The following is a 23,338-nucleotide window of genomic DNA, read 5'->3' as shown; positions in this document are numbered from 1 at the left end:
TTTTTTTCTTTTGCTGCATATATTAAAAAAAATATTTTAAGGGAGGACCCAACATCATGAAAAAGCCAGCAAATGAATTTATAAAAGGGTACCGTATTGAGGCAGTTGATAAGTTTTCAACGGAATCTGAAGATAAAGGTCCAATTGAGGGTATACAAGAAGCTTATAAAATGCCTCCTCAAGATGTAAAAAAAATTAATGAGGCAAAATAGTGAATTTGCTTGAGAAATAATATAATATTATTTTAGAAAGGAGGTTTTTTATTTTGAGTACTACTATTTATCAATATCCTAAATGTGGAACATGTCGAAATGCTTTAAAATGGTTAGATGACCAAGGAATTACGTATGAATCGATTCATATTGTTGAGCACCCTCCATCAAAAGAAGTATTAACGGATTTGTACAAAAAAAGTGGGTTAGAATTAAAGAAATTCTTTAATACAAGTGGAAAAAAATATCGCGAACTAGGAATAAAGGATAAAATTCCTACTGCAAGTGATGATGAACTTCTTACTTTATTAGCTTCTGATGGTATGTTAATTAAACGCCCAATTGTCACTGATGGGGAGAAGGTCACTGTTGGTTTTAAAGAAGAAACCTTTGAAGAGACTTGGAAGTAACACCATTTAAGGTTGTTTGCAAAGTCTTTTTGTAATATAGTTTTAGATGACGTATGAATAAGAACTGTGTCATACATAATGTTTAAAAACACACTTTGCAGTTCAAGCTGGACATGATAATGATGGAGGGATTTATAATGAGCTTACCAAAAGATTATAAGTATTCAGAAGAGCACGAGTGGGTAAAGGCTGAAGGGAACAAAGTCCGTATCGGAATTACTGACTTTGCACAATCAGAGCTAGGCGATATCGTTTTTGTAGAACTTCCAGAGGTTGGAGATACAATTGAAGCGGACGAGCCTTTCGGAAGTGTGGAATCTGTAAAAACTGTATCTGAGCTTTATGCACCAATTACTGGTAAAGTAGTTGAAGTGAATGAAGAACTAGAAGAATCACCAGAATTTGTTAACGAATCTCCATATGAAAAAGCATGGATGGTCGTTGTTGAGCCGACAGATCCATCTGAATTAGATAAGTTAATGACAGCGGAAGCATATGAAGAGATGATAAGTGAAGACTAAAAGAGACTAAAAACGAGCTTAGTGAAGCTCGTTTTAGTCTTTTCTACAACAAACTTACTTTATATTAACGTTTTTTTCCTTTCATACTTATTGCACAGAGTGTAAATCATAAAAGTAAGGAAGGGGTGTTAGCTTTGAAGAACATTGATCAAGATTTTTTCACTGTGCATGACAATAAACAAGACACCGAAATGGCTTCTGAAGTTCGTGTTGATGTAACAGATAAAGTGGAGCATAAAAAAGAAAGTAATGGCGAAACAGCGCTTTATTTAAACAAAGAAAAAATAGGCGAAATCAAGAATAATGGACAGGAACATTTATATGAAATGGCAGAGGGCTTTGATTTAGATGAAGAGAAAATTTATAAAAAAGAGAAGAAACCTCAACAACCACAATCGTATGTAGAGGGTTGTGACATGGGCTGGTGCTAATTTCCTTTTTTCATAAAAATGCTTGTTATACTCTTCACAAGAATTGTCCAAGAGGGTGACTTAAAAGGGGCGATATGAGGCCACTGAAAAAGTAAAAAGCAACTTTTCAGTGCCTATTAATTGTATTGCAATGGCTACACTCGCCTGATAGGAGAAACTCACTCCTATCAGGCTTTTTAACGATTGCAACGGCTACATACATTGCTAAGGAACACTGAAAAAGTGAAAGAACACAATGGCACTTAAAAAGTCCTAGATTGAAAGGGGAGGCTAATAAATATAAGGTCATTTGAATATAAAAGTTGATGAGACCTGCACAAATTCGCTTTTTCGTAGAGAGTCGGCAAGCCGCTTCGAGCCTCGCTCTGCAGTGTCTCACCCTGACTTACTTTTCCACAGGAAGAGCGACGCTTCTTTGATGAAGCTTCGAGTTGTCTCGACGCTGCTCCATCAGCATTTTTTCTCTTTTGTTATTTCTCTATATGCTCATACAGTTACGGATACGCTCCAAAGCATATGCGCGTAGAGGAAGAGACAGTTACCTCGCTTGCTCCAGGATCATCAATTCGTCCTTAAATTATGGCTTATGAATATTAATACAGGATACAATCATGTTTTTTACTTTTTCAGTGCTCTTCGAATTTTCACCTTTTAAGTCAGCCACTTTTATTATTTCCTAAGTAACATTCACAGTATTATCCATGTAAATATTAAAATAATATCTTTTCAAATTTTCTTCCATCGGCTATGATAAGTATATATTTAGAGACTCGAAGTAACCTAAATATTTTGACTTTAAGAGGTGGAAGGCAGGAAATTTCATGACAAAATTCGTAGGCGATTGGTCAAATCAATTCAAGGGATACAATCGCAACGTACGTTTATTTCTCACTGGCTCTATATTTGCACATATAGGCATGGGAATTTTTATGATCATTTACAATTATTACATTCGTGAGTTAGGATATAGTGACCAAACGAACGGTTCAGTTATTGCAATGCAATCTATCGCTACAGCACTGTTACTATTGCCAGCAGGAATTTTAAGTGATCGGGTTGGAAGAAAAAAGCTCATTTATATTGGTGGTATCTTTGCGGCTTTAAGCTTATTACTTAGAGCTGTTCTTTCCGTTGAGATACTACTTTTAGGAACGGCATTTATGACAGGTATTTTTATGGCATTTATTCAAGTTTCCTCTATTCCGTTGCTAGCTGAAAATTCAACTGAAAAACAACGCGTTCACTTATTTAGTTTTAACTTTGCGATAATTATGGTTGTGAACGTCATAGGAAATACATTGGGTGGTACATTAAGTGACTTCTTTCATTTGATTTTAGGCTTTGATGCATTATGGAGTATACGTTTGACGTTACTGATTGGTGTTGGATTTGTCGTGCTAGCTTTACCATCTTTCTTGAAAATAAAGGAAGAGAAAAAGCTAACATCGCAAACAGTACAAGATCGTTCTTTTAAAAGTTTATTTAAAACACACCGGGCTGGATTTAAAATTATTATTTTATTTGCTATCGCACAAATACTGATTGGCTTCGGATCAGGACTTGTCATTCCATACTTGAATCTATATTTCGTAGATAGATTTGAAATCTCTCATTCACTCGTAGGGATTATCATATCTGCAGGTCAAGCAATGACAGCAGTCGCTCTTCTTATAGGTCCAGCAGTCGTGAATAAGGTTGGAGAAGTTAAAGCAGTTGTTATTTTACAACTATTATCCATTCCATTTCTTCTTCTCACTGCCTATACACAAAATATTTATTGGGCAGTATTTGGTTTTTTATTTAGGCAAGCATTAATGAACGCAGGTAATCCCATTCAAATGTCACTTATGATGCGAAGTGTTGATGACTCAATTAAAGGATTAGCAAATTCGGTAGGTCAAGCAGTATTCCAGCTAGGATGGGCAGTGATGGGACCAGTCTCTACAACAATTGTGATGGTTTACGGTGCTTATTCAGGTTATGCAATCGTATTTTCGATTACTGGTGTTCTTTATTTAGCAGGTACGCTTTACTTCTTCTTTGTTTTTAGAAAACAAATTCCGCATAAAAAAGAGAAACAAATAGAAAATGTCGGATAAAAAAAAGGGAAATTGTCCTTAAAAGGAGAATACCTCAATTAGGTATAACCTTAGTAAGGGCGGGATGATGATGCATGAGCTTCTCTTAGCGTCGGTCAATCGAATTCGAAAGTCAATTCATATGAATGAACTAGTAGATAAAGCATTCATAAATGTTTGTTTTATTTGTGACGAGGAGCAATGGATCGTTCGTTTTAATGGACAGAACATAGACATTGAGTCTGTGAAAGATACAGTTGGGGATGTCATCATTGAAGGTGATATTGAATCACTTAGGCTATTGCTACAAGGAGAAGACTTCCTCATCTCTATGAAAAAAAGAGGTGAGTTAGGAGTTAGTGGTCAGCTGAAGGATCTTTTATTGCTAGAGTCACTCCTTTACTTAAGTAAAAATTTCCGGTAAAAAATAATTGACATTCTTTTTATAGCCGTGATATGATTCCACAAGAGCGATGTTAATTTACTAAAATAATAATACTTTCTTATCCAGAGAGGCGGAGGGACTGGCCCGATGAAGCCCGGCAACCACCAAGGTGACTTGGAAAAGGTGCCAATTCCTGCAAAGTGTGATGCTTTGATAGATGAGGGGTAGGTTTCATAATAGAGAAACCTTTCTGCTTATCTTTCGTGAGAGCAGAAAGGTTTTTGTTTTATTAAAATACAATTTCTTGAGATAATAATAAAATTCTAACATTCTACTATATACAATCCGCACTATGCGTATAGGGATAATAGATTATAAGGCTTATAGTGAGCCAACACAAAAAAAACTAGTTTTAAAAGAACCAAAGAGGGGGCAAAGAAGATGATTTCGTTATCGAATCTTGTGAAAACATTTAATACTCGTGATGGGAAAGTCACCGCTGTCGATGAAATAAATTTAACAATTGATGAAGGTGAGATTTTCGGGATCATCGGATATAGTGGGGCCGGCAAAAGTACACTAATAAGATTGTTAAATATGCTTGAAACCCCAAGCTCTGGTGAAGTAACGATAGCAGGGAAGACGATGAACAAGCTTTCAAGTAAAAAACTTAGAGCGGCACGTCAAGAAATAGGAATGATATTTCAACACTTTAACTTACTTTGGTCTCGAACAGTAAAAGAAAATATCTCTTTTCCGTTAGAAATTAAAGGAGTACCAAAAACGGAACGTGATGAGCGGGTTGAGGAGCTAATTCGTTTAGTTGGACTTGAAGGACGTGGAGGTTCATACCCCTCACAGTTAAGTGGTGGACAAAAACAAAGAGTTGGTATAGCAAGAGCACTTGCAAATAACCCGAAGGTGTTGTTATGTGATGAGGCAACTTCGGCGTTAGACCCAAAAACAACTGATTCTATCTTGGAACTACTAGTAGATATAAATAAAAAGCTTGGTCTTACTGTTGTTTTAATTACACACGAGATGCATGTTATAAGAAAAATATGTCATAGAGTTGCTGTAATGGAGCAAGGAAAAATAGTAGAACAAGGGAATGTTTTAGAAGTTTTCAAGCATCCAAAACAAGAAATGACAAAAGAGTTTGTGAAGCAAGTGACTGAACCGGAAGAAACTGAAGAAGCAATTAGACATCTATTAGAGGAAGAAGATATCGGTCATGTTTTGCAGTTAACTTTTGTTGGAAGAGAAGCAGAAAAGCCTTTAATTACAAATATCATTCGTACATTTGATGTTACGGTAAATATTTTACAAGGGAAGATTAGTCAAACTCAAAATGGACCCTATGGATCGCTTTTCATTAATGTAGACGGTGAGGCTAGTGAGTTAGAGAGAGTAATTGCTTATATCCGTGAGCAAAAGGTACAAGTGGAGGTGATCCATCCATGAATATAGGAACGATCTATAATATTTTATTATTTGAAAATGTAAAATGGCCCAACATGTGGGATGCGACAAAAGAAACGATTTATATGACATCATACTCACTGCTGTTTACATTTCTATTTGGGATATTACTAGGTTTACTTCTCTTTTTAACAGATAAAGGTAACCTATGGGAGAACAGAATTATTCAAGGTGTTATTTCGGCATATGTCAATGTCTTTCGGTCGATTCCTTTTATTATACTGATCGTCTTGCTAATTCCATTTACGAGAATCATTGTAGGAACGATGTTAGGTCCTTCCGCTGCACTACCAGCATTAATTATAGGGGCAGCACCGTTTTACGCTCGTATGGTAGAAATTGCACTAAGAGAAATTGATAAGGGGGTGATTGAAGCATCAAAGGCAATGGGCGCTAGTAATAGACAAATTATCTTTAAAGTATTATTGCCAGAATCAATGCCAGCATTAGTATCAGGCTTGACAGTCACTGCCATCGCATTAGTAGGTTATACAGCAATGGCTGGGGTCATAGGTGCTGGTGGATTAGGTGATTTAGCGTTTAGAGATGGTTTCCAACGACGAAATACCGACATTACGCTGATGGCAACATTGATTGTGTTACTGATCGTCTTTATTATTCAATTTATCGGCGATCGTTTAACCAATAGATTAGATAAAAGATAAAAATAATTGGGGGTAAATTTAGATGAAAAAATTAGTTAAATTAATTACTGCATTTGGTCTTTCGTTAAGTATTTTAGCAGCTTGTGGTACTGGAGAAGATGAAACAACTGATGAGCAAGGTACTGCTGATGCTGGAGAAGTAGAAGAAACAACAGAAGATGATGCAACTACTGAAGAATTAGTATCATTAGTTATAGGGGCGACTAATGTTCCACATGCAGAGGTGTTAGAATTTGTAAAGCCACTACTAGTAGAAGAGGGAATTGATTTAGAGATTGTTACATTTAACGATTATGTTTTACCAAACGAAGCGTTAGATGCTGGTGAATTAGACGCTAACTATTTCCAACACATTCCTTACTTAGAGATGCAAATTGAAGAACAAGGCTATGACTTTGTTAATGCTGGTGGCATTCATATTGAACCAATTGGTGTTTATTCTCAAGATTATGGCAGCTTAGATGAACTACCTGAGGGAGCGCAATTTATTTTAAGTGATTCAGTTGCTGATCATGGTAGAATTTTAATGATGCTTGAGGATCATGGATTAATTACATTAGCAGAAGGTGCAGGTATTGGTGCATCTCTAGATGATATTGTAGAGAATCCAAAAAACTTTGAGTTTTTAGCTAATGTCGAAGCAGCATTATTACCAACTGCTTATGAGCACAATGAAGGTGACGCAATTTTAATTAATTCTAACTACGCTTTAGATGCTGGTTTAAATCCTGTTGAAGACGCAATTGCACTTGAGTCTGGTGACCAAGATAACCCATACGTAAACGTTATTGCTGTACGTAGTGGAGATGAAAATGACGAGCGTATCACTACATTATTACAAGTACTTCGTTCTGAGGATGTTAAAAACTTTATTTTAGAAACTTATGATGGTGCAGTAGTACCTGCTGAATAAGTATGCTGGTGACTCAAAAGGTAAATTTTACCTACTGAGTCACCTTTTTTATAGATGTATTAGCTTAGGGGATGGAGTTTTTCTCATTTTAAGAGCAAAATCATATAAAAAAGAGGTGCCGATGCCATGGGTAGTAGCGAGAAGACTACTCACTAGTACTTTAAGAGCTACGGCGAAATTCCACTGCTTCTAAGAAAAGACTAAAACCTTCCATAATATCTTTCCTTCATATAACTCATACTATGATTGTTTATGATCGAAATCATTTTGAAGGAGCGGGAAGTATGGAAAATCAATACGAGGGTTCAATTCAAGAAGCATTGCATCATTATAAGGAAGGAATTGGTATATTTACTAAGCAAATGCCTGATATTGCTGGTAAATTTAACGAATTTACGGAGGCGTGTTTTAAGGAAGGAGCCCTTTCACAAAAAGAGAAGCAATTAATTGCCCTAGGTATAGGCATTTATAGTCAAGACGAATATTGCATTATATACCATATGAAGGGTTGCATTGATCATGGGTGTAGTAAGGAAGAAATACTTGAGGCAGTAGGCGTAACTGCAGCATTTGGTGGTGGTGCTGCAATGAGTAATGCAGTTACTTTAGTTGAAGAATGCCTTCAAGAGTTTGGAGGACAGGCACATTAGTTTCAAAATGAAAGTATAAAAGAGAATATTGGTGGATATGTAGAAAAGAGTTTGGTAGTTCGATGTCAGATTATATTATACGTTCACGTTATATTTTATGACATAAAACTCCTTTTGGCACATTTTCTTTCAAGTGTTACCATTAAATATGTGAAAGAAAGCAGAGGTAATATAAGAATTAAGTAAGATTACCTCAAAAACATTTGAAAGGAAAGTGATTTATTATCCATCAGATTCAAGCGAAACATACTACTGAGATGGAAAAAGCGATGCAACAATCTCACGGAATCGGTTATGCAGAATACAATCGTAAGTTGGAGAACCGAATGGAAGTGGAAGAGCAGCGAGAAAAGGATCATCATCAGTCTATATCCATTGTCGCGGAATTCCAACGTCAAGTTCATAAATAAAACGTGAGAGACTCAAAAGGTTATAAAATACCTTTTGGGTCTCTCTTTATGCAAATGTACGGTGAGTCTAGTTAGTGTATTATTAGGAGACACCGTGTTTTCATATATCACTCATTATGGACAACTTCTCTCCTAAATGTAAACGATATTCATTCTCAATTAGAGTTACAAATTATCATTTCGATGAGAATGATAAACACTTGCTCATTCATAATTAATGAGATTTAGTGAAAAATATAGCTGTAATGTCAAGTAGGCTGAATACGCAAAATTGAAAAATTTGTGAATAAAAACAAAGAATTATTGGGAAAATACATAAGTTGTTCATAAAAAAGTGTAGAATAAGTAAAAAAATTAAATTGTGAATAGGTTCCTTTTCCTTGAACTGGTTTTGCATTTGATATAAGATTGTAATGAGAATAGATTGAGAATGATATTAATTTCTTAGTCTTAAGCTTTTTAAGTATCATACTGGTACGAAAATAAAAGAGAAGACTCATAATGGAGTTATTTCTTTTCATTCAATTACGTAAAATAAATGGAGGTATGGAAAATGACTAAGCCAAGCTTAAAAGTAGAAGATCTTCATGTATCAATTGAAGATAAAGAAATTTTGAAAGGGTTTGGAATCGAAGTTAAAGGTGGAGAAATTCATGCAATTATGGGTCCGAACGGAACTGGTAAATCAACTTTAGCCTCTGCCTTAATGGGACACCCTAAATATGAAGTAACGCAAGGGAACGCAACTTTTAATGGAGAAGACCTTTTTGAAATGGAAGTTGACGAGCGTGCACGTGCAGGACTTTTCTTAGCGATGCAATATCCAAGTGAAGTTAGTGGTGTTACGAATGCAGATTTTGTTCGTAGTGCTATTAATGCTAACCGTGAAGAGGGAGACGAAATTTCTCTTATGAAATTTATTCGTCAAATGGATGAAAAAATGAATACGTTAGAAATGGATGAATCATTCCAACATCGTTATTTAAACGAAGGGTTCTCTGGTGGAGAAAAAAAGCGTAATGAAATATTACAGCTAATGATGCTTGAACCAAAAATTGCTATTCTTGATGAAATTGATTCTGGTTTAGATATTGATGCACTAAAGGTTGTTTCTAAAGGTATTAATGAAATGCGTAGTGATGATTTTGGTTGCCTTATTATTACTCACTATCAACGCCTTCTTAATTACATAACTCCGGACTTTGTCCATGTTATGATGCAAGGTCGTATCGTTAAATCAGGTGGACCTGAATTAGCTGAAAGATTGGAAGCGGAAGGATATGACTGGATTAAAGAAGAATTAGGTATTGAAGACGAAACGGTAGGCCAATAATAACGACGGTTTTTAAGAGGAGGAATGAAGATGACAGCGGAAACTAAACTTCCAGTAGATCAAAGCAGTGTTACTAGCTTCTCTAAAGATCGCCAGGAGCCAAAGTGGCTTACGGACTTACGAGTTTCGTCAATAGAGAAAGCGAGTACTTTAGATCTACCGAAACCTGATAAAACAAAAATTACGAAATGGAACTTCACACCATTATCTTTGGAAGCTAACGTGCAAACTAGTGGACAATTTGCTGAACTTTCAGATGAAGTGAAAGGTCTTATTGGTGATGAAGAAAAAATACAAAATTTACTTGCTCAAAAAAATGGTGTAACTACCTTTACAAATGTTAGTTCAGATTTAGCTAGTAAGGGCGTTATTTTTACCGATATTGAGACTGCTTTAAAAGAGCATGCTGATCTAGTTGAAAAATACTTTATGTCTGAAGCTGTTTTACCAGATGAAAATCGTTTAACAGCCCTTCACACAGCACTATTAAATGGTGGGACATTTATATATGTACCAAAAAATGTGCAAGTGGACGTACCTTTACAGGCTGTTTATGCACAAGAAGGACAGTTTGGCCTATTTAACCATGTTTTAATCGTTGCTGAAGCTAATAGTTCTGTCACATATATTGAAAACTATGTTACAGAAGGTCAAGCAGTGGAAACTGTAGCTAACATTGTAGCTGAAGTTTATGTTGAGGATGGAGCTACTGTAAACTTTGGTGCTGTAGACAACTTCTCAACAGCAACAACAACGTATGTAAATCGTCGCGGACAAGTGAACGGTAAAGATGCGAAGCTATACTGGGCATTAGGTCAGATGAACGATGGTAATACGGTATCTGAAAATACTACGTATCTTCACGGAGAAGGTTCTTATGCGGATACAAAAACTGTTGCTATCGGGCGAGGCAAGCAAGTACAAAACTTTACGACAAACGTGGTACATTACGGGAAGCATTCAGATGGCCAAATACTGAAGCACGGTGTAATGAAAGAGGAAGCTACATCTATATTCAATGGAATTACTAAAATTGAGCATGGTGCAACGAAATCTAACGGTGAGCAAACAGAGCGTGTACTCATGTTAAGTGAAAAAGCACGAGGAGATGCTAACCCAATTCTTCTTATTGATGAAGATGATGTAACTGCAGGACACGCAGCTTCAGTAGGGAAAATCGACCCTCTTCAAATGTTCTATTTAATGAGCCGAGGAATTTCAAAGCGCGAAGCAGAGCGTTTAATTATTCACGGATTCTTAGCACCTGTAGTTAACGAACTACCTATTGAATCTGTAAAAGAGCAATTGATTGAGGTAATAGAAAGGAAAGTATACTAATGAATGTTCAAGAAGTCCGTCAAATGTTCCCGATATTAGATCAGGAAGTAAATGGGCACCCTTTAGTATATTTAGATAGCGCAGCTACTTCTCAGAAGCCAAAACAAGTGATAGAAAAGCTCGATGACTATTATCGACGCTATAATTCTAACGTTCATAGAGGTGTTCATACTTTAGGAACACTTGCTACAGATGGGTATGAGGGTGCGCGAGAAAAGGTTCGTTCCTTTATCAATGCTAAAAGTACTGAGGAAGTTATTTTTACTCGTGGAACGACGACAGCAATTAATTTAGTTGCTTCAAGCTACGGACGAGAGAATTTAGGGCCAGATGACGAAATTGTTATCACACCTATGGAACATCATAGTAATATTATTCCTTGGCAGCAAGTCGCTAAAGCAACTGGGGCGACATTAAAATATTTACCTTTACAAGCAGATGGATCCATTGATCTTAAGGACGTCGAGGAGACAGTAAACGATAAAACTAAAATCGTTTCTGTTATGCAAGTGTCAAACGTCCTTGGGGCAATTAATCCGATAAAAGAAATAACAGCAATTGCACATAAAAACGGTGCAATAATGGTCGTAGATGGTGCACAGAGCACACCACATATGAAGGTGGATGTGAGAGATTTAGATTGTGACTTCTTTGCTTTCTCTGGTCATAAAATGTGTGCTCCTACAGGCATCGGGGTACTATATGGGAAGAAAAAACTGTTAGATAAAATGGAGCCAATAGAATTTGGTGGAGAGATGATTGACTTTGTCGGTCTTCAAGAGTCGACATGGAAGGAACTTCCTTGGAAGTTTGAAGGAGGTACACCAATTATTGCAGGTGCAATAGGACTAGGTGCAGCCATTGACTTCTTAAATGATATTGGTTTAGACAATATTGAAGCACATGAGCATAAACTAGTCCAGTATGCAATGGATCAATTGTCCAATGTCGACGGAGTGGAGATCTATGGACCTAAGCATCGTGCCGGATTAGTGACATTTAATTGTGAGGATGTACATCCTCATGATGTAGCAACTGTTCTTGATGCTGAGGGTATCGCGGTTCGTGCAGGGCATCATTGCGCACAACCGTTAATGAAATGGTTGAACGTATCAGCAACTGCTAGAGCAAGCTTCTATTTGTATAATACAGAAGAAGATGTAGATGCTTTTGTTAAAGCATTAATAAAAACAAAGGAGTATTTTGGAAATGTCTTTAGGTAATCAACTAGATACGTTGTATCGTCAAGTTATTATGGATCATTACAAAAATCCTCGTAATCGTGGTCAGTTAGAAGGGGATTCATTAACAGTAAATATGAATAACCCCACTTGTGGAGATCGTATTGAGCTACAAATGCGTGTAGAGGATGGGAAAATTACAGACGCAAAGTTTGTAGGTGAAGGCTGCTCCATCAGTATGTCTTCTGCATCCATGATGACGCAAGCGATCAAGGGGTTATCAGTTGATGATGCTTTAAAGCTTTCTGAGATCTTTTCATCGATTATGTTAGGGAAAGACTATGACGAAGGTGACTTCGATTTAGGTGATATAGAAGCACTTCAAGGTGTTGCTAAGTTCCCTGCAAGAATAAAGTGTGCAACACTTGCCTGGAAAGCGATGGAAAAAGGTGTAGACACTAATAATAATGAGGAAGAATAGATAGCGACAATCACTTGGTTTTCACTGTCTTAGTAGTGTAAAATAGACGTATAGATCTTTTAGCCATTGTATGACTTCCCTTTATCAAGCTTCATGGCTTTAAGAAACGTTTAAAAAGGGTACATGGAAGAGTGTTATAATTTTTTAAGGGAGGGTTTATTATGGCAAAGAAAATGCCTGAGATCGGTGAATATCAATACGGTTTTTCCGATAAAGACGTTTCGATTTTTCGCTCTAAAAAGGGCTTAACGAAAGAAATCGTCGAGGAAATTTCCCGTATGAAGGATGAGCCGAAATGGATGTTAGATTTCCGTTTGAAGTCATTAGAACAATTTTATAAAATGCCTATGCCACAATGGGGCGGAGATTTGTCTGAATTAAATTTCGATGATATTACTTATTATGTTAAACCATCGGAAAAGTCAGAGAGATCATGGGATGAAGTGCCTGAAGAGATTAAAAACACATTTGATAAGCTAGGTATTCCAGAAGCAGAACAAAAGTATTTAGCCGGTGTATCTGCGCAATATGAGTCTGAGGTTGTATACCATAATATGAAAGAAGATCTTGAAGAGCAAGGAATTGTGTTTAAAGACACAGACACTGCGCTAAAAGAGAATGAAGCTGTATTTAGAGAGCACTTCGGTACTGTAATTCCGCCAACAGATAACAAATTTTCTGCTTTAAACTCAGCTGTTTGGTCTGGTGGATCGTTCATATACGTTCCAAAAGGAATTAAGGTTGATACACCATTGCAAGCTTATTTCCGAATTAACTCTGAAAACATGGGTCAATTTGAGCGTACGTTGATTATTGCTGATGAAGATAGCTCTGTGCACTATGTAGAAGGTTGTACAGCACCAGTTTATACAACGAATTCACTTCACAGTGCGGTTGTAGAAATTATCGTTAAAAAGAATGCATATTGCCGTTATACTACAATTCAAAACTGGGCGCCAAACGTATTTAACTTAGTAACGAAGCGTGCAGTTGCAGAAGAAAATGCAACGATGGAATGGGTTGACGGAAATATTGGGTCTAAATTAACGATGAAGTATCCTGCTGTTGTCATGAAGGGTCGCGGTGCACGTGGTAATGTGTTATCTATTGCAATCGCTGGTAAAGGACAACATCAAGATGCAGGAGCTAAAATGACACACTTAGCACCTGATTGTTCTTCAACAATCGTGTCTAAGTCGATTTCAAAGCATGGTGGTAAAGTAACGTATCGTGGTATTTGTCACTTTGGACGTCGTTCTGAAGGTTCTAAAGCAAATATCGAATGTGATACACTCATTATGGATAACGAGTCTACTTCAGATACAATTCCATACAATGAGATATTAAACAACAATATTACACTTGAACACGAGGCAACAGTGTCTAAAGTGTCTGAGGAACAATTATTCTATTTAATGAGTCGTGGAGTATCAGAGCAAGAAGCGACTGAAATGATTGTTATGGGATTCATTGAGCCATTTACAAAAGAACTCCCAATGGAATATGCGGTTGAAATGAATCGTCTCATCAAGTTCGAGATGGAAGGCTCTATAGGGTAAAACTAATTTTGATGTCATAACCTAATTCAGACTATTTTGTCTGGATTAGGTTTTTTCGATATAAGGGAGGAGGGATTTTTTTGTGATTTGGGTAGGTTTAACAGGCTGGGGAGATCATGACTCTCTCTATGAAAAACAATCACATAAGCTCACTACGTATGCTAGCCACTTTCCAATTGTAGAAGTTGATTCATCCTTTTATGCGATCCCACCACAGCGAAACATTGAAAAATGGATGGAAGAAACTCCTTCTACATTTACATTTATAGTGAAAGCTTTTCAAGGCATTACGGGACACTTAAGAGGAGATATTCCTTACGATTCAAGGACAAAAATGTTCGAAGCATTTAAACAATCAATTCAGCCAATGAAGGAAGCGAACAAACTGGCGATGATCCTTTTACAATTTCCACCGTGGTTTGAATGTAATAAAGAAAATGTTACCTATTTAAGATATTGTAGACAACAGTTTTCTCACTGGGATATCGCTTTAGAATTTAGACATCGTTCATGGTATAATGAACAATTCATGGAAAAAACAATTGCATTTATGGAAGAAGATGAATGGATACATAGTATATGTGATGAGCCTCAAGCAGGAGAACGTTCTATTCCATTTGTCCCTCATGTTACGAATAAAAACAAAACGCTGTTCCGTTTTCATGGACGGAATATTTATGGTTGGTCTAGTCCGAGAAAAGGTGAAAATTGGCGTGATGTTAGGTATTTATATGAATATAATAATGAAGAGTTAACAGATCTAGCTAAAAAAATCGAAAATCTATCTCATAAAACGAAAGAATCTTACGTTTTGTTTAATAATAATTCTGGTGGTCATGCAGCAAAAAATGGGAAGCAGTTTATTGAAAAATTAAAGTTAAATTATATAGGATTAGCGCCTCGACAATTACACTTATTTGATTGATAATAGAAGATAATCGGATTTCTTGTCACATTTTTTGTTTTTCTGAGGGAATATATGCATGACTGCATAACAAAAAAGGAAGCAGGTCTTTTTATATGGAATGGATAATATTATTGCTTTTAGGCCTTGTAGCTGCCATTTTAGGAAGTATAATGGGACTTGGCGGAGGTATTATCGTTGTTCCGGCATTGATGATGCTAAGTGGGTATATGCCAATATTGCATGGGATTACACCCCAAATTGCTGTTGGAACTTCTCTGTTAATTATGATTTTTACAGGATTATCTTCCACATTAGCGTATTTAAAACAGAAGAAAGTTGATTACCAAAGTGCATTCATCTTTTTTGGAGGAAGTGGACCAGGCGCATTATTTGGTGTTTGGTTAAATAAAGATCTTAATACGGACATCTTTCTAATTATTTTTGGTACTTTTATTGTTTTAGTATCGTTCGTATTAATGGTAAGGAAGTACATTTTACCACTGAAGCCTGCAAAAAAAGGGGTACAGCGGACGTATGTTAATCGTGCAGGTGTTGAGATTACATACGGCTATCACCCAATTATAGGCATTCTCATTGGGTTTGTCGTTGGTATGTGCTCAGGGCTATTTGGTATTGGTGGGGGCTCTTTAATGGTTCCTGCAATGATATTGTTATTCGGTTTTCCGCCCCATATCGCTGTTGCAACATCTATGCTCATGATTTTTTTATCAGCCATTTTAAGCTCAGTATCACATATGGCTTTAGGTAACATTGATTGGCTATATGTTTTAGCATTACTTCCAGGTGCTTGGATTGGTGGACAACTTGGTGCAGCGATAAATAGAAAAATGCAAAGCGATGCTATCGTTAATCTCTTAAGAGTATTTTTAATTATCATTGGAATTAGATTGATATATCAAGGCATTACGGGAAGTTAATGTGATGTAAGCAGAATGGCGGTGGAATTGGGTGAAAGTGAAGAAGCTTAGAATTCTTCATACAAACGATTTACATAGTCAATTAGAAAATTGGTCAGCCGTCGTTGCGCTTATTAAAGAAAGAAGAAATGAAGCAGAGGCGAACGGTGAAGAAGTACTTTTATTTGATGTCGGAGATCACATAGATCGTGTACATCCCATTTCTGAAGGATTAAAGGGAAAAGGGAATGTAACACTATTAAATAAACTTCATTACGACGCAGTAACGATCGGTAATAATGAAGGAATTACTTTTTCAAAAGAAGATTTAAATCGTTTGTATGAAGAAGCAAATTTTCCGGTTCTTATTTGTAACCTTTTTGATGAAACGAATGAAAGACCTTCCTGGGCTAAGCCATATAAAATAATCGAGACGAAAAATAAATTAAAAGTTGGAGTAATTGGTGCTACGATACCTTTTTCTCTCTTTTATCAAACGTTAGGTTGGAAAATAGCAGATCCATTCACTTGCTTGGAACCATTAATAAAAAAAATTCGTCCTGAAGTGGATTACCTTATATGTTTATCTCATTTAGGATTACATCAAGACGAACAGCTCGCAGTAAAGTATCCTCAATTTGATTTCATCATTGGGGCCCATACACACCATGTACTAGAGAGCGGTAAAATGATTAATGGCACTTGGATAAACCAATCCGGACGTTCAGGAAAATATATTGGAGAAATTAAACTTACGCATAGAAATAAAGAAGCGGATCCAATTGTTGATGTTCATTCGATAAAAGTAAATACGAATAACAAAGATCAATTTACAGAGGACTTACTCACTACTCTTGAAATTGATTCACATAAACAATTAAATCAAACCGTAGCTAGGCTAGACGAGCCCCAAGAAGTGAATTGGTATAAAGAAACCCCAATAATACGATTGTTGGCAAGAGGCTTAAGAGAATGGTGCGATGCAGATATAAGTATGGTAAACGCAGGGGTGCTTTTAGATGGTTTAAAAGAAGGTGAAGTAACAATAAAGGACATTCATCGGATTTGTCCTCACCCTATCAATCCTGCTAGTGTAACAATTACTGGTCAAGGTTTATTGGAGATTACACGAATGGCACGATCTCAGGAAATGATTGAGCTTAAATTAAAGGGTTTTGGCTTCCGTGGTAAAGTATTAGGAGAAATGATTTTTGATGGTCTTACATTGCCTCATGATGGTTTTATTCATGAGAACAATGTTTTTATTCATGGTGAATTAATTGAGGGAGACAAGGTCTATAAACTAGCTACACTAGATATGTTTACTCTAGGAAAATTGTACCCTGAAATTAGCGGGTGTAAGGATAAAACGTATTATATGCCAGAATTTTTAAGAGACATATTAATTTGGAAATTAAAGAACCGATAAATAAAAGGGACGGACACTAATTTTCGAATCAATCATAGGCTATTAACATGCAGTTGTTAATGACTTATGAAAGGGTGAAGAAATAATGGTCGAAGTACAGCCAATGTTTATCGAAGGAAAACCTTTTACTGCAGTCTCTGTAGTACTGCCAAAAACGAACCTTTTAGTAGTTACAAATGATAAGGGTTATATCATGTGTGGAGCATTAGATGTAGCGTTACTTAACGAAAAATTAAAAGATCGCAAAGTGGTTGCAGGGAGAGCTGTTGGTGTGAAAACAATAGAACAATTAATTGAAGCCCCTTTAGAGTCTGTTACGGTAGAGGCAGAGAATTTAGGCATCTCTAAAGGAATGACAGGAAAAGAGTTTTTACTTAAATTAACATAAGGAAAATAGCAGCTCCTTCCATGGAGCTGCTTCAACCAAGAGGTGCACGGAAGGGGCAGTACGATGAGAATACGATCAGTTAATTCATTACAGGTAAATGATCGGTTAGCAAAGGCAATTTATAATGAGAATGGACAAGCATTACTTAATAGTGGAGTGCTTTTGACTAAAACAATAATTGATCGAATAAAGCGAAAAGGAATTTCTTTTGTATACATTGAAGATAACGAGACAAAGGATATTTACGTTGACGATGTCATTCCAGAGCATGAGAAGCTAAAATCAGTAATGGAAATTGAAAATAATTTTGGCAAAATGTCTCGAGATATCACGCTCGGGAAATCGATTGATATGGATAAAATAAGTCCAACCTTTGGTGCTATTGTTAAAAATATTCTTCATGGTATTAAGGATCAAAAAGAAGTAATATCTATGCTATCTGATGTATATTGCTACGATTCATACGTCTTTCAACATTCATTAAATGTAACAATATATTCTCTTGCATTAGGAAATAAGCTCGGATTAAATGATAAGCAATTAAATGAGCTTGGTATGGGAGCAATTCTTCACGACATAGGGAAAGTTGCTATCCCAGTTGAGATATTAAACAAACAAGATAAATTAACAGATGAAGAGTTTCAACTTATTCAAGAGCATTCGACCATTGGTTTTGATTTGTTAAGAAAATCGCAAACAATCTCATTAATTGCAGCTCATTGTGCATACCAGCATCATGAAAGGTTAGATGGATCAGGATATCCGCGAGGTATTAAAGGAAAGGATATCCACCTTTATGCAAAGATAATTGGCATTGCAGATGTATTCGACGCAGTGACAGGTAACCGTGTATATCGTAAAGCGAAGCTACCTCATGAAGCACTTGACATTCTTTATGCTGGTGTAAATACGCTCTATGAAAAAGAGATGGTCGAAGTTTTCTCAAGGACTGTCGCACTTTACCCAGTAGGGTTGGAGGTTGTATTAAGTAACGGACATGTCGGTGTTGTGGCTAGACAAAACGGTGAGTTCACTACTAGACCTGTCGTTAGAGTAATAGAAGAAAATAACATTCCAGTTAAGCCCTACGATTTAGACTTAATGAAACAGCTAGATATAACGATCGTAGAGTGTGAAGTTGCGCTTACCCAAAAAATGGTAGGTTCTTAATATAAGAAAGAAGCTTATAAAAATGAGGAGGAACGTTTAAAATGAGGCAGTATCATGATTTATGCAAGCATATTTTAGAAAACGGTACTGAAAAAACAGACCGTACTGGAACAGGTACTATTAGTACATTCGGTTATCAAATGCGCTTTAATCTGAATGACGGTTTTCCAGTGTTAACGACTAAGAAGCTAGCATTAAGAGCCATTATTCATGAGTTATTATGGTTTATAAAAGGTGATACAAATATTCGCTATCTACAGGAAAACAACGTCCGTATTTGGAATGAGTGGGCAGATGAAAACGGTGATTTAGGGCCAGTATACGGAAAGCAATGGAGGTCTTGGCCTACGCCTAGTGGTGAGACGATTGATCAGTTAGGTAATGTCATTGAACAAATTAAAAATAATCCAGATTCACGAAGACTAGTAGTAAACGCTTGGAATGTAGCTGACCTTGATAAAATGGCATTAGCACCGTGCCACTGCCTTTTCCAGTTTTACGTAGCAGACGGAAAACTATCATGTCAACTTTATCAAAGAAGTGCTGACGTTTTTTTAGGAGTGCCATTTAATATTGCTTCATACGCACTTTTAACAATGATGATTGCTCGAGAGTGCGGACTTGATTATGGTGATTTCGTTCATACATTCGGCGATGTTCATATTTACAAAAATCATATCGAACAAGTTAATCTACAACTAACAAGAGACCCAAGACCTTTACCAACAATGAAGCTAAACCCTGAAGTAAAAAGGATTGAAGATTTTAAAATTGAAGATTTTGAGTTGGTCGGATATGATCCACATCCTCATATAAAAGGAGAAGTCTCCGTATGATTTCTATGATTGCAGCAATGGGAAAAAACAGGGAGATTGGACTAAACGGAGAAATGCCATGGCATTTACCTAATGACTTAAAATTCTTTAAGAAAACGACATCAGGTCACTCCGTGTTAATGGGAAGGAAAACGTACGAGTCGATTGGACGGCCTTTACCGAATCGACGAAACTTAGTCGTTACGAGAAGTGAATCTTTTCATGCTGATGGGGTAGAAGTGTTACATTCATTAGATGATGTAAAGCCCCTTGTCAATAGTGAAGAGGAGTTCTTTGTCATAGGTGGTGCCACACTGTATGAACAGTTAATGCCAATTGCTAAACGTCTATATATTACTTCTATTAATGCCGAATTTGAGGCAGATACATATTTCCCAGCGATAGATGAAATAGAGTGGAAAATAGTTTCAAGTGAAAAAGGTATTGTAGATGAGAAAAACAAATATGAACATACTTTTCAAGTTTTTGAAAGGACAAGTAATTAGGTGTTAAGAAAGAGGGAAGTGAAAAAGGACGGGCTTTAACTTATTTAGTTCCTAGTTTCAATGTTGCACTCTTTTGAATACGAGTGGGTTTGCCATACTCACAACGACGAACCATTGACATTCTAACTAAAGGCACTGAAAAAGTTGAACTGGATCTTTTCAATGGACTCTTTATGAAACGGGGATATCCCCGTTTTTTTGTTTTTTATATAGGGAAGTTTGATGATGCTGGCGCGTTATCTGCCATTGAGCAAGCAAAATGAAGTGTGATGGTAAGATGGGGCGTCGCTATCAGCCCGTGAGAGACTAAAAATGTGTGGGAGGTAAGAAGGGAGCGTGCCATCTGCCCGTGAGCAAAGAAAAAATAGTGCGAAGGTAAGAAGGAGCATCGCCATCAACCCTTGAGCCAAAAAAGTTAGTTGAAGGTATGATCCCCCACACATAGTCCATTAAGTAAACAAAATCAACTGATCGGAAGAAGTCATTAACCGGTCCCATCCAACAACATTCATCAACAAATTACCCTTAGTAAAAAAAGAAAAATTTCTAGTTAAGATGCTGTCCATTCCTGCATATAGATGAAAGCAGAAGGGGGTTGACTAGCTATGAAGAATCTTAGAACATTTCGTCCCCGTAAGAAAAGAAAGGGACCCTTACCCTTTCGCTTTGTGTTTTTAATTTCGCTACTTATTTTTAGCTTTTTAACAGTACAGGGACTTATTATAGTAGAAGCGGGGATTAGACCAACGCTCATTGAAATAGCTAAAACAGAAACACAGCGGGTAGGAACATTAGCAATCAATGATGCAATTTCGAAGAAGGTAATAGGAGACTTAAATGTCGATGAAATTGTGGAATACCAATATGATAGTAATGGAAATATTCAATCGTTTCAAATTAACAATTCAATATATTTAAAAGTACAGCATGAAACTGTTAAAAGAGTACAAGATTATTTAAACGACATTGAGCATGGCCGTATTAAAGACTATAGTCTCCCAACCGATGTCGATATAGAACGTGAGGGTGCGACTTTTACCGAGGATGGTATTATTCATATGATTCCTTTAGGGCAAGCAACAAATAATGCCCTTTTGGCTCATCTAGGACCAAGAGTTCCTGTAAGATTATCGACAATCGGAGAAGTGAAAGCTGACTTTGGGCAAGAGATTGTTAATACTGGAATAAATAATACTTATTTAAGCATAACTGTTGATATTGAAGCCGATGTACAAGTGGTTATCCCTTTTGCAACAGACCAAGAAGTAGTCAAAACATCAATCCCTGTTGCAAACGTCTGGCTTTCAGGAGATGTACCTCAGTTTTATAGTAGTGGCGGAGATGGAGTGACTCCAGCTATTATTGCACCGAATGACATAGATCAGCAACAAGGCATTCAAGGAGATTTTAGTGATTTTGAGTTGCCGGAGTTACCTTCTGGGAATAATTAGCAATGCTTATGTATTTCTCCACTAGTATTACTATAATAGATGAGGTTCAGTGTAACGTTCGTAAAAGTTCTAGTGATCACAATGTTCATGATGACATTAGTTTAGTATACGATACAAAAAATAAATTATTATACTAGAAAACACGTTCTGACTAGGAGGTGTTTTCTTTTTGGGTAATTTCATCCTTTACAGCGTTAATTTTAAGTTTACAGTATTATACATATTCTAAATTAATAGAATATTTTAATAATAATTTGTTATATACCTAATATACTTTTACTACACAAAGGGGGACATACATCGATACTTTTCCTTAGTGAAACTGAACTAATAAAGAAAGGGGAGAAATGAAATATGAGTCGTGAACAATGGGCCACAAGACTAGGATTTATTTTAGCCGCAGTTGGCTCAGCGGTAGGTTTAGGGAACATTTGGAGATTCTCCTATGTAACTGGTGAGAATGGCGGAGCAGCATTTTTAATCATTTATATTTTGTGCATTTTTTTAGTAGGCTTACCGGTTTTATTAGCTGAATTTTCTGTTGGTAGAAGAGGACAGTCTGATGCCATTGGCTCCTTTAATAAAATTGCTCCAGGTAAACCGTGGGTACTTGGCGGTATTTTAGGGGTTCTATCCTCATTTTTCATACTATCTTTTTATGGGGTTATTGCTGGATGGATCATATACTTTTTATATAGCTATTTGACTGGCACTGCTCAAGGTGTAGGAGCAGGTGAATTTGAAAACTTCTTTAGTAATTTTGCAGGTGGTTCATATGGTCCTGTATTTTGGCAATTTTTATTTATGGCGATTGTCATAGTGATCGTATTCTTTGGTGTGAAAAAAGGGATTGAGTTTTCTAATAAAATATTTATGCCACTCCTTGCGATTCTTTTAATTATTTTGGCAGGGTTTAGTTTAACATTAGATGGTGCATCGGATGGTTTAGCATTTTTATTTAGTCCAGAATGGAGTGCCTTTGGAAATCCAGATGTTTATGCTGCAGCAGTAGGGCAAGCATTCTTTACTCTGTCTTTAGGTATGGGGGCAATGATTACGTACAGTAGTTATTTGTCTAAGGAAACGAAGTTACCACATGCAGCAGGTACAGTAGTGACTTTGGATACTATTTTTGCCATTGTAGCAGGCATTGTTATTTTTCCAGCAGTTTTTACGTTTGCTAATATCGCTCCAACAGACGGTGCCGGATTAGTGTTTGTTACGCTACCTGAAGTATTTGGCTTGATGGGAGGAGCAGGCTCGTTTTTTGCAATCTTGTTCTTTTTCTTAGTAGCGATTGCAGCATTATCTTCAGCCATTTCTTTGCTAGAGGTTAGTGTATCGTTTGTCATGAGAAAAATGAAATGGAGTCGTAAAAAAGCTACATTGATAGCAGGTATTGCTGTCACGTTACTGGGAATTCCCTCTGCGTTAAGTCAAGGCGGCCCTTTCGATTTCCTCATCTTTGGAGAAACATTTTTGGACTTCGTTGATTTATTAACCGATCAATACTTCCTACCACTTGGTGGAATGATTATCGCTTTATTTGTAGGTTGGGGATGGAACAAAGTCGATGCATTAAAGGAAACGGGATTAACAAACACAATGATTGGAACCATCTGGATTTGGTTTATTAGAATTATTGCACCGCTAGGTATATTATGGATCTTACTTCTTAATATATTGTAATCTTGTAGAAGCTTAAA

25 protein-coding genes and 1 riboswitch are annotated in these 23,338 nt (G+C 36.6%); all 25 genes read left to right on the top strand.

Annotated elements, in window-relative coordinates; all coding sequences use genetic code 11:
• The first annotated feature begins 56 nt into the window (after window positions 1-56).
• Window positions 57-212: a hypothetical protein gene (locus BCELL_RS22680; protein ID WP_013490020.1), complete on the top strand. Its 156-nt coding sequence runs from the start codon at window positions 57-59 to the stop codon at window positions 210-212.
• 53 nt (window positions 213-265) lie between these two features.
• On the top strand, window positions 266-622 hold the full coding sequence (locus BCELL_RS17095; protein ID WP_013490019.1) for an arsenate reductase family protein: 357 nt from the start codon (window positions 266-268) through the stop codon (window positions 620-622).
• A 137-nt stretch (window positions 623-759) separates the two neighbouring features.
• Window positions 760-1,143 (top strand): glycine cleavage system protein GcvH, encoded by a 384-nt coding sequence (gene gcvH / locus BCELL_RS17090; protein WP_013490018.1) that lies wholly within the window; start codon window positions 760-762, stop codon window positions 1,141-1,143.
• A gap of 134 nt (window positions 1,144-1,277) precedes the next feature.
• Window positions 1,278-1,574: a DUF2553 family protein gene (locus BCELL_RS17085; RefSeq protein WP_049786655.1), complete on the top strand. Its 297-nt coding sequence runs from the start codon at window positions 1,278-1,280 to the stop codon at window positions 1,572-1,574.
• An 821-nt stretch (window positions 1,575-2,395) separates the two neighbouring features.
• Window positions 2,396-3,673, top strand: a complete 1,278-nt coding sequence (locus tag BCELL_RS17080) for an MFS transporter (RefSeq protein ID WP_013490016.1) — start codon at window positions 2,396-2,398, stop codon at window positions 3,671-3,673.
• Window positions 3,674-3,794: 121 nt separating this feature from the next.
• Window positions 3,795-4,076, top strand: coding sequence for a hypothetical protein (locus tag BCELL_RS17075; protein ID WP_198283989.1), 282 nt, complete (start codon window positions 3,795-3,797; stop codon window positions 4,074-4,076).
• 76 nt (window positions 4,077-4,152) lie between these two features.
• A riboswitch (SAM riboswitch) is annotated at window positions 4,153-4,261 on the top strand.
• A gap of 217 nt (window positions 4,262-4,478) precedes the next feature.
• Window positions 4,479-5,501: a methionine ABC transporter ATP-binding protein gene (locus BCELL_RS17070; protein WP_013490014.1), complete on the top strand. Its 1,023-nt coding sequence runs from the start codon at window positions 4,479-4,481 to the stop codon at window positions 5,499-5,501.
• Window positions 5,498-6,184: a methionine ABC transporter permease gene (locus BCELL_RS17065; RefSeq protein WP_013490013.1), complete on the top strand. Its 687-nt coding sequence runs from the start codon at window positions 5,498-5,500 to the stop codon at window positions 6,182-6,184. The genes BCELL_RS17070 and BCELL_RS17065 overlap by 4 nt, the downstream gene beginning before the upstream one ends.
• A gap of 22 nt (window positions 6,185-6,206) precedes the next feature.
• Window positions 6,207-7,097, top strand: coding sequence for a MetQ/NlpA family ABC transporter substrate-binding protein (locus tag BCELL_RS17060; RefSeq protein ID WP_013490012.1), 891 nt, complete (start codon window positions 6,207-6,209; stop codon window positions 7,095-7,097).
• Window positions 7,098-7,381: 284 nt separating this feature from the next.
• A complete protein-coding gene (locus BCELL_RS17055; protein ID WP_013490011.1) occupies window positions 7,382-7,747 on the top strand; it encodes a carboxymuconolactone decarboxylase family protein in 366 nt (121 codons plus the stop codon).
• A gap of 269 nt (window positions 7,748-8,016) precedes the next feature.
• Window positions 8,017-8,157 (top strand): YuzK family famiily protein, encoded by a 141-nt coding sequence (locus BCELL_RS22935; RefSeq protein WP_198284028.1) that lies wholly within the window; start codon window positions 8,017-8,019, stop codon window positions 8,155-8,157.
• Between the two features lie 553 nt (window positions 8,158-8,710).
• The gene (gene sufC / locus BCELL_RS17050; RefSeq protein WP_013490009.1) at window positions 8,711-9,490 is read left to right on the top strand and encodes a Fe-S cluster assembly ATPase SufC; all 780 of its coding nucleotides are present in this window, start codon (window positions 8,711-8,713) and stop codon (window positions 9,488-9,490) included.
• 30 nt (window positions 9,491-9,520) lie between these two features.
• Complete coding sequence (sufD, locus tag BCELL_RS17045) at window positions 9,521-10,828, top strand: Fe-S cluster assembly protein SufD (RefSeq protein ID WP_013490008.1); 1,308 nt, start codon at window positions 9,521-9,523, stop codon at window positions 10,826-10,828.
• A complete protein-coding gene (locus tag BCELL_RS17040) occupies window positions 10,828-12,051 on the top strand; it encodes a cysteine desulfurase (protein ID WP_013490007.1) in 1,224 nt (407 codons plus the stop codon). Before sufD ends, BCELL_RS17040 begins: the two co-directional genes overlap by 1 nt.
• Window positions 12,038-12,490: a Fe-S cluster assembly sulfur transfer protein SufU gene (sufU, locus tag BCELL_RS17035; protein ID WP_013490006.1), complete on the top strand. Its 453-nt coding sequence runs from the start codon at window positions 12,038-12,040 to the stop codon at window positions 12,488-12,490. Before BCELL_RS17040 ends, sufU begins: the two co-directional genes overlap by 14 nt.
• A 161-nt stretch (window positions 12,491-12,651) precedes the next feature.
• On the top strand, window positions 12,652-14,049 hold the full coding sequence (gene sufB, locus BCELL_RS17030) for a Fe-S cluster assembly protein SufB (RefSeq protein ID WP_013490005.1): 1,398 nt from the start codon (window positions 12,652-12,654) through the stop codon (window positions 14,047-14,049).
• A gap of 82 nt (window positions 14,050-14,131) precedes the next feature.
• Window positions 14,132-14,974 carry a DUF72 domain-containing protein gene (locus BCELL_RS17025; protein WP_013490004.1) on the top strand — a complete coding sequence of 281 codons (843 nt, stop codon included), beginning with the start codon at window positions 14,132-14,134 and terminating at the stop codon, window positions 14,972-14,974.
• A 95-nt stretch (window positions 14,975-15,069) separates the two neighbouring features.
• Window positions 15,070-15,894: a sulfite exporter TauE/SafE family protein gene (locus BCELL_RS17020; RefSeq protein WP_013490003.1), complete on the top strand. Its 825-nt coding sequence runs from the start codon at window positions 15,070-15,072 to the stop codon at window positions 15,892-15,894.
• 31 nt (window positions 15,895-15,925) lie between these two features.
• Window positions 15,926-17,302 carry a bifunctional metallophosphatase/5'-nucleotidase gene (locus BCELL_RS17015; RefSeq protein ID WP_013490002.1) on the top strand — a complete coding sequence of 459 codons (1,377 nt, stop codon included), beginning with the start codon at window positions 15,926-15,928 and terminating at the stop codon, window positions 17,300-17,302.
• Window positions 17,303-17,387: 85 nt separating this feature from the next.
• On the top strand, window positions 17,388-17,690 hold the full coding sequence (locus BCELL_RS17010) for a YunC family protein (RefSeq protein ID WP_013490001.1): 303 nt from the start codon (window positions 17,388-17,390) through the stop codon (window positions 17,688-17,690).
• Between the two features lie 63 nt (window positions 17,691-17,753).
• Complete coding sequence (locus BCELL_RS17005) at window positions 17,754-18,860, top strand: HD-GYP domain-containing protein (protein ID WP_013490000.1); 1,107 nt, start codon at window positions 17,754-17,756, stop codon at window positions 18,858-18,860.
• A gap of 41 nt (window positions 18,861-18,901) precedes the next feature.
• The gene (locus BCELL_RS17000) at window positions 18,902-19,696 is read left to right on the top strand and encodes a thymidylate synthase (RefSeq protein WP_013489999.1); all 795 of its coding nucleotides are present in this window, start codon (window positions 18,902-18,904) and stop codon (window positions 19,694-19,696) included.
• Window positions 19,693-20,181: a dihydrofolate reductase gene (locus tag BCELL_RS16995; RefSeq protein ID WP_013489998.1), complete on the top strand. Its 489-nt coding sequence runs from the start codon at window positions 19,693-19,695 to the stop codon at window positions 20,179-20,181. Before BCELL_RS17000 ends, BCELL_RS16995 begins: the two co-directional genes overlap by 4 nt.
• 605 nt (window positions 20,182-20,786) lie before the next feature.
• The gene (gene yunB, locus BCELL_RS16990; RefSeq protein WP_013489997.1) at window positions 20,787-21,632 is read left to right on the top strand and encodes a sporulation protein YunB; all 846 of its coding nucleotides are present in this window, start codon (window positions 20,787-20,789) and stop codon (window positions 21,630-21,632) included.
• 354 nt (window positions 21,633-21,986) lie between these two features.
• Window positions 21,987-23,321 (top strand): sodium-dependent transporter, encoded by a 1,335-nt coding sequence (locus BCELL_RS16985; protein ID WP_013489996.1) that lies wholly within the window; start codon window positions 21,987-21,989, stop codon window positions 23,319-23,321.
• Window positions 23,322-23,338 lie beyond the last annotated feature (17 nt).

Origin of the sequence: Evansella cellulosilytica DSM 2522 (genome assembly GCF_000177235.2) — a bacterium.
Taxonomy (GTDB): Bacteria; Bacillota; Bacilli; order Bacillales; family Salisediminibacteriaceae; genus Evansella; species Evansella cellulosilytica.
Note: the sequence above shows the minus strand (reverse complement) of the source record. Positions and strands in the feature narration are given on the sequence as shown.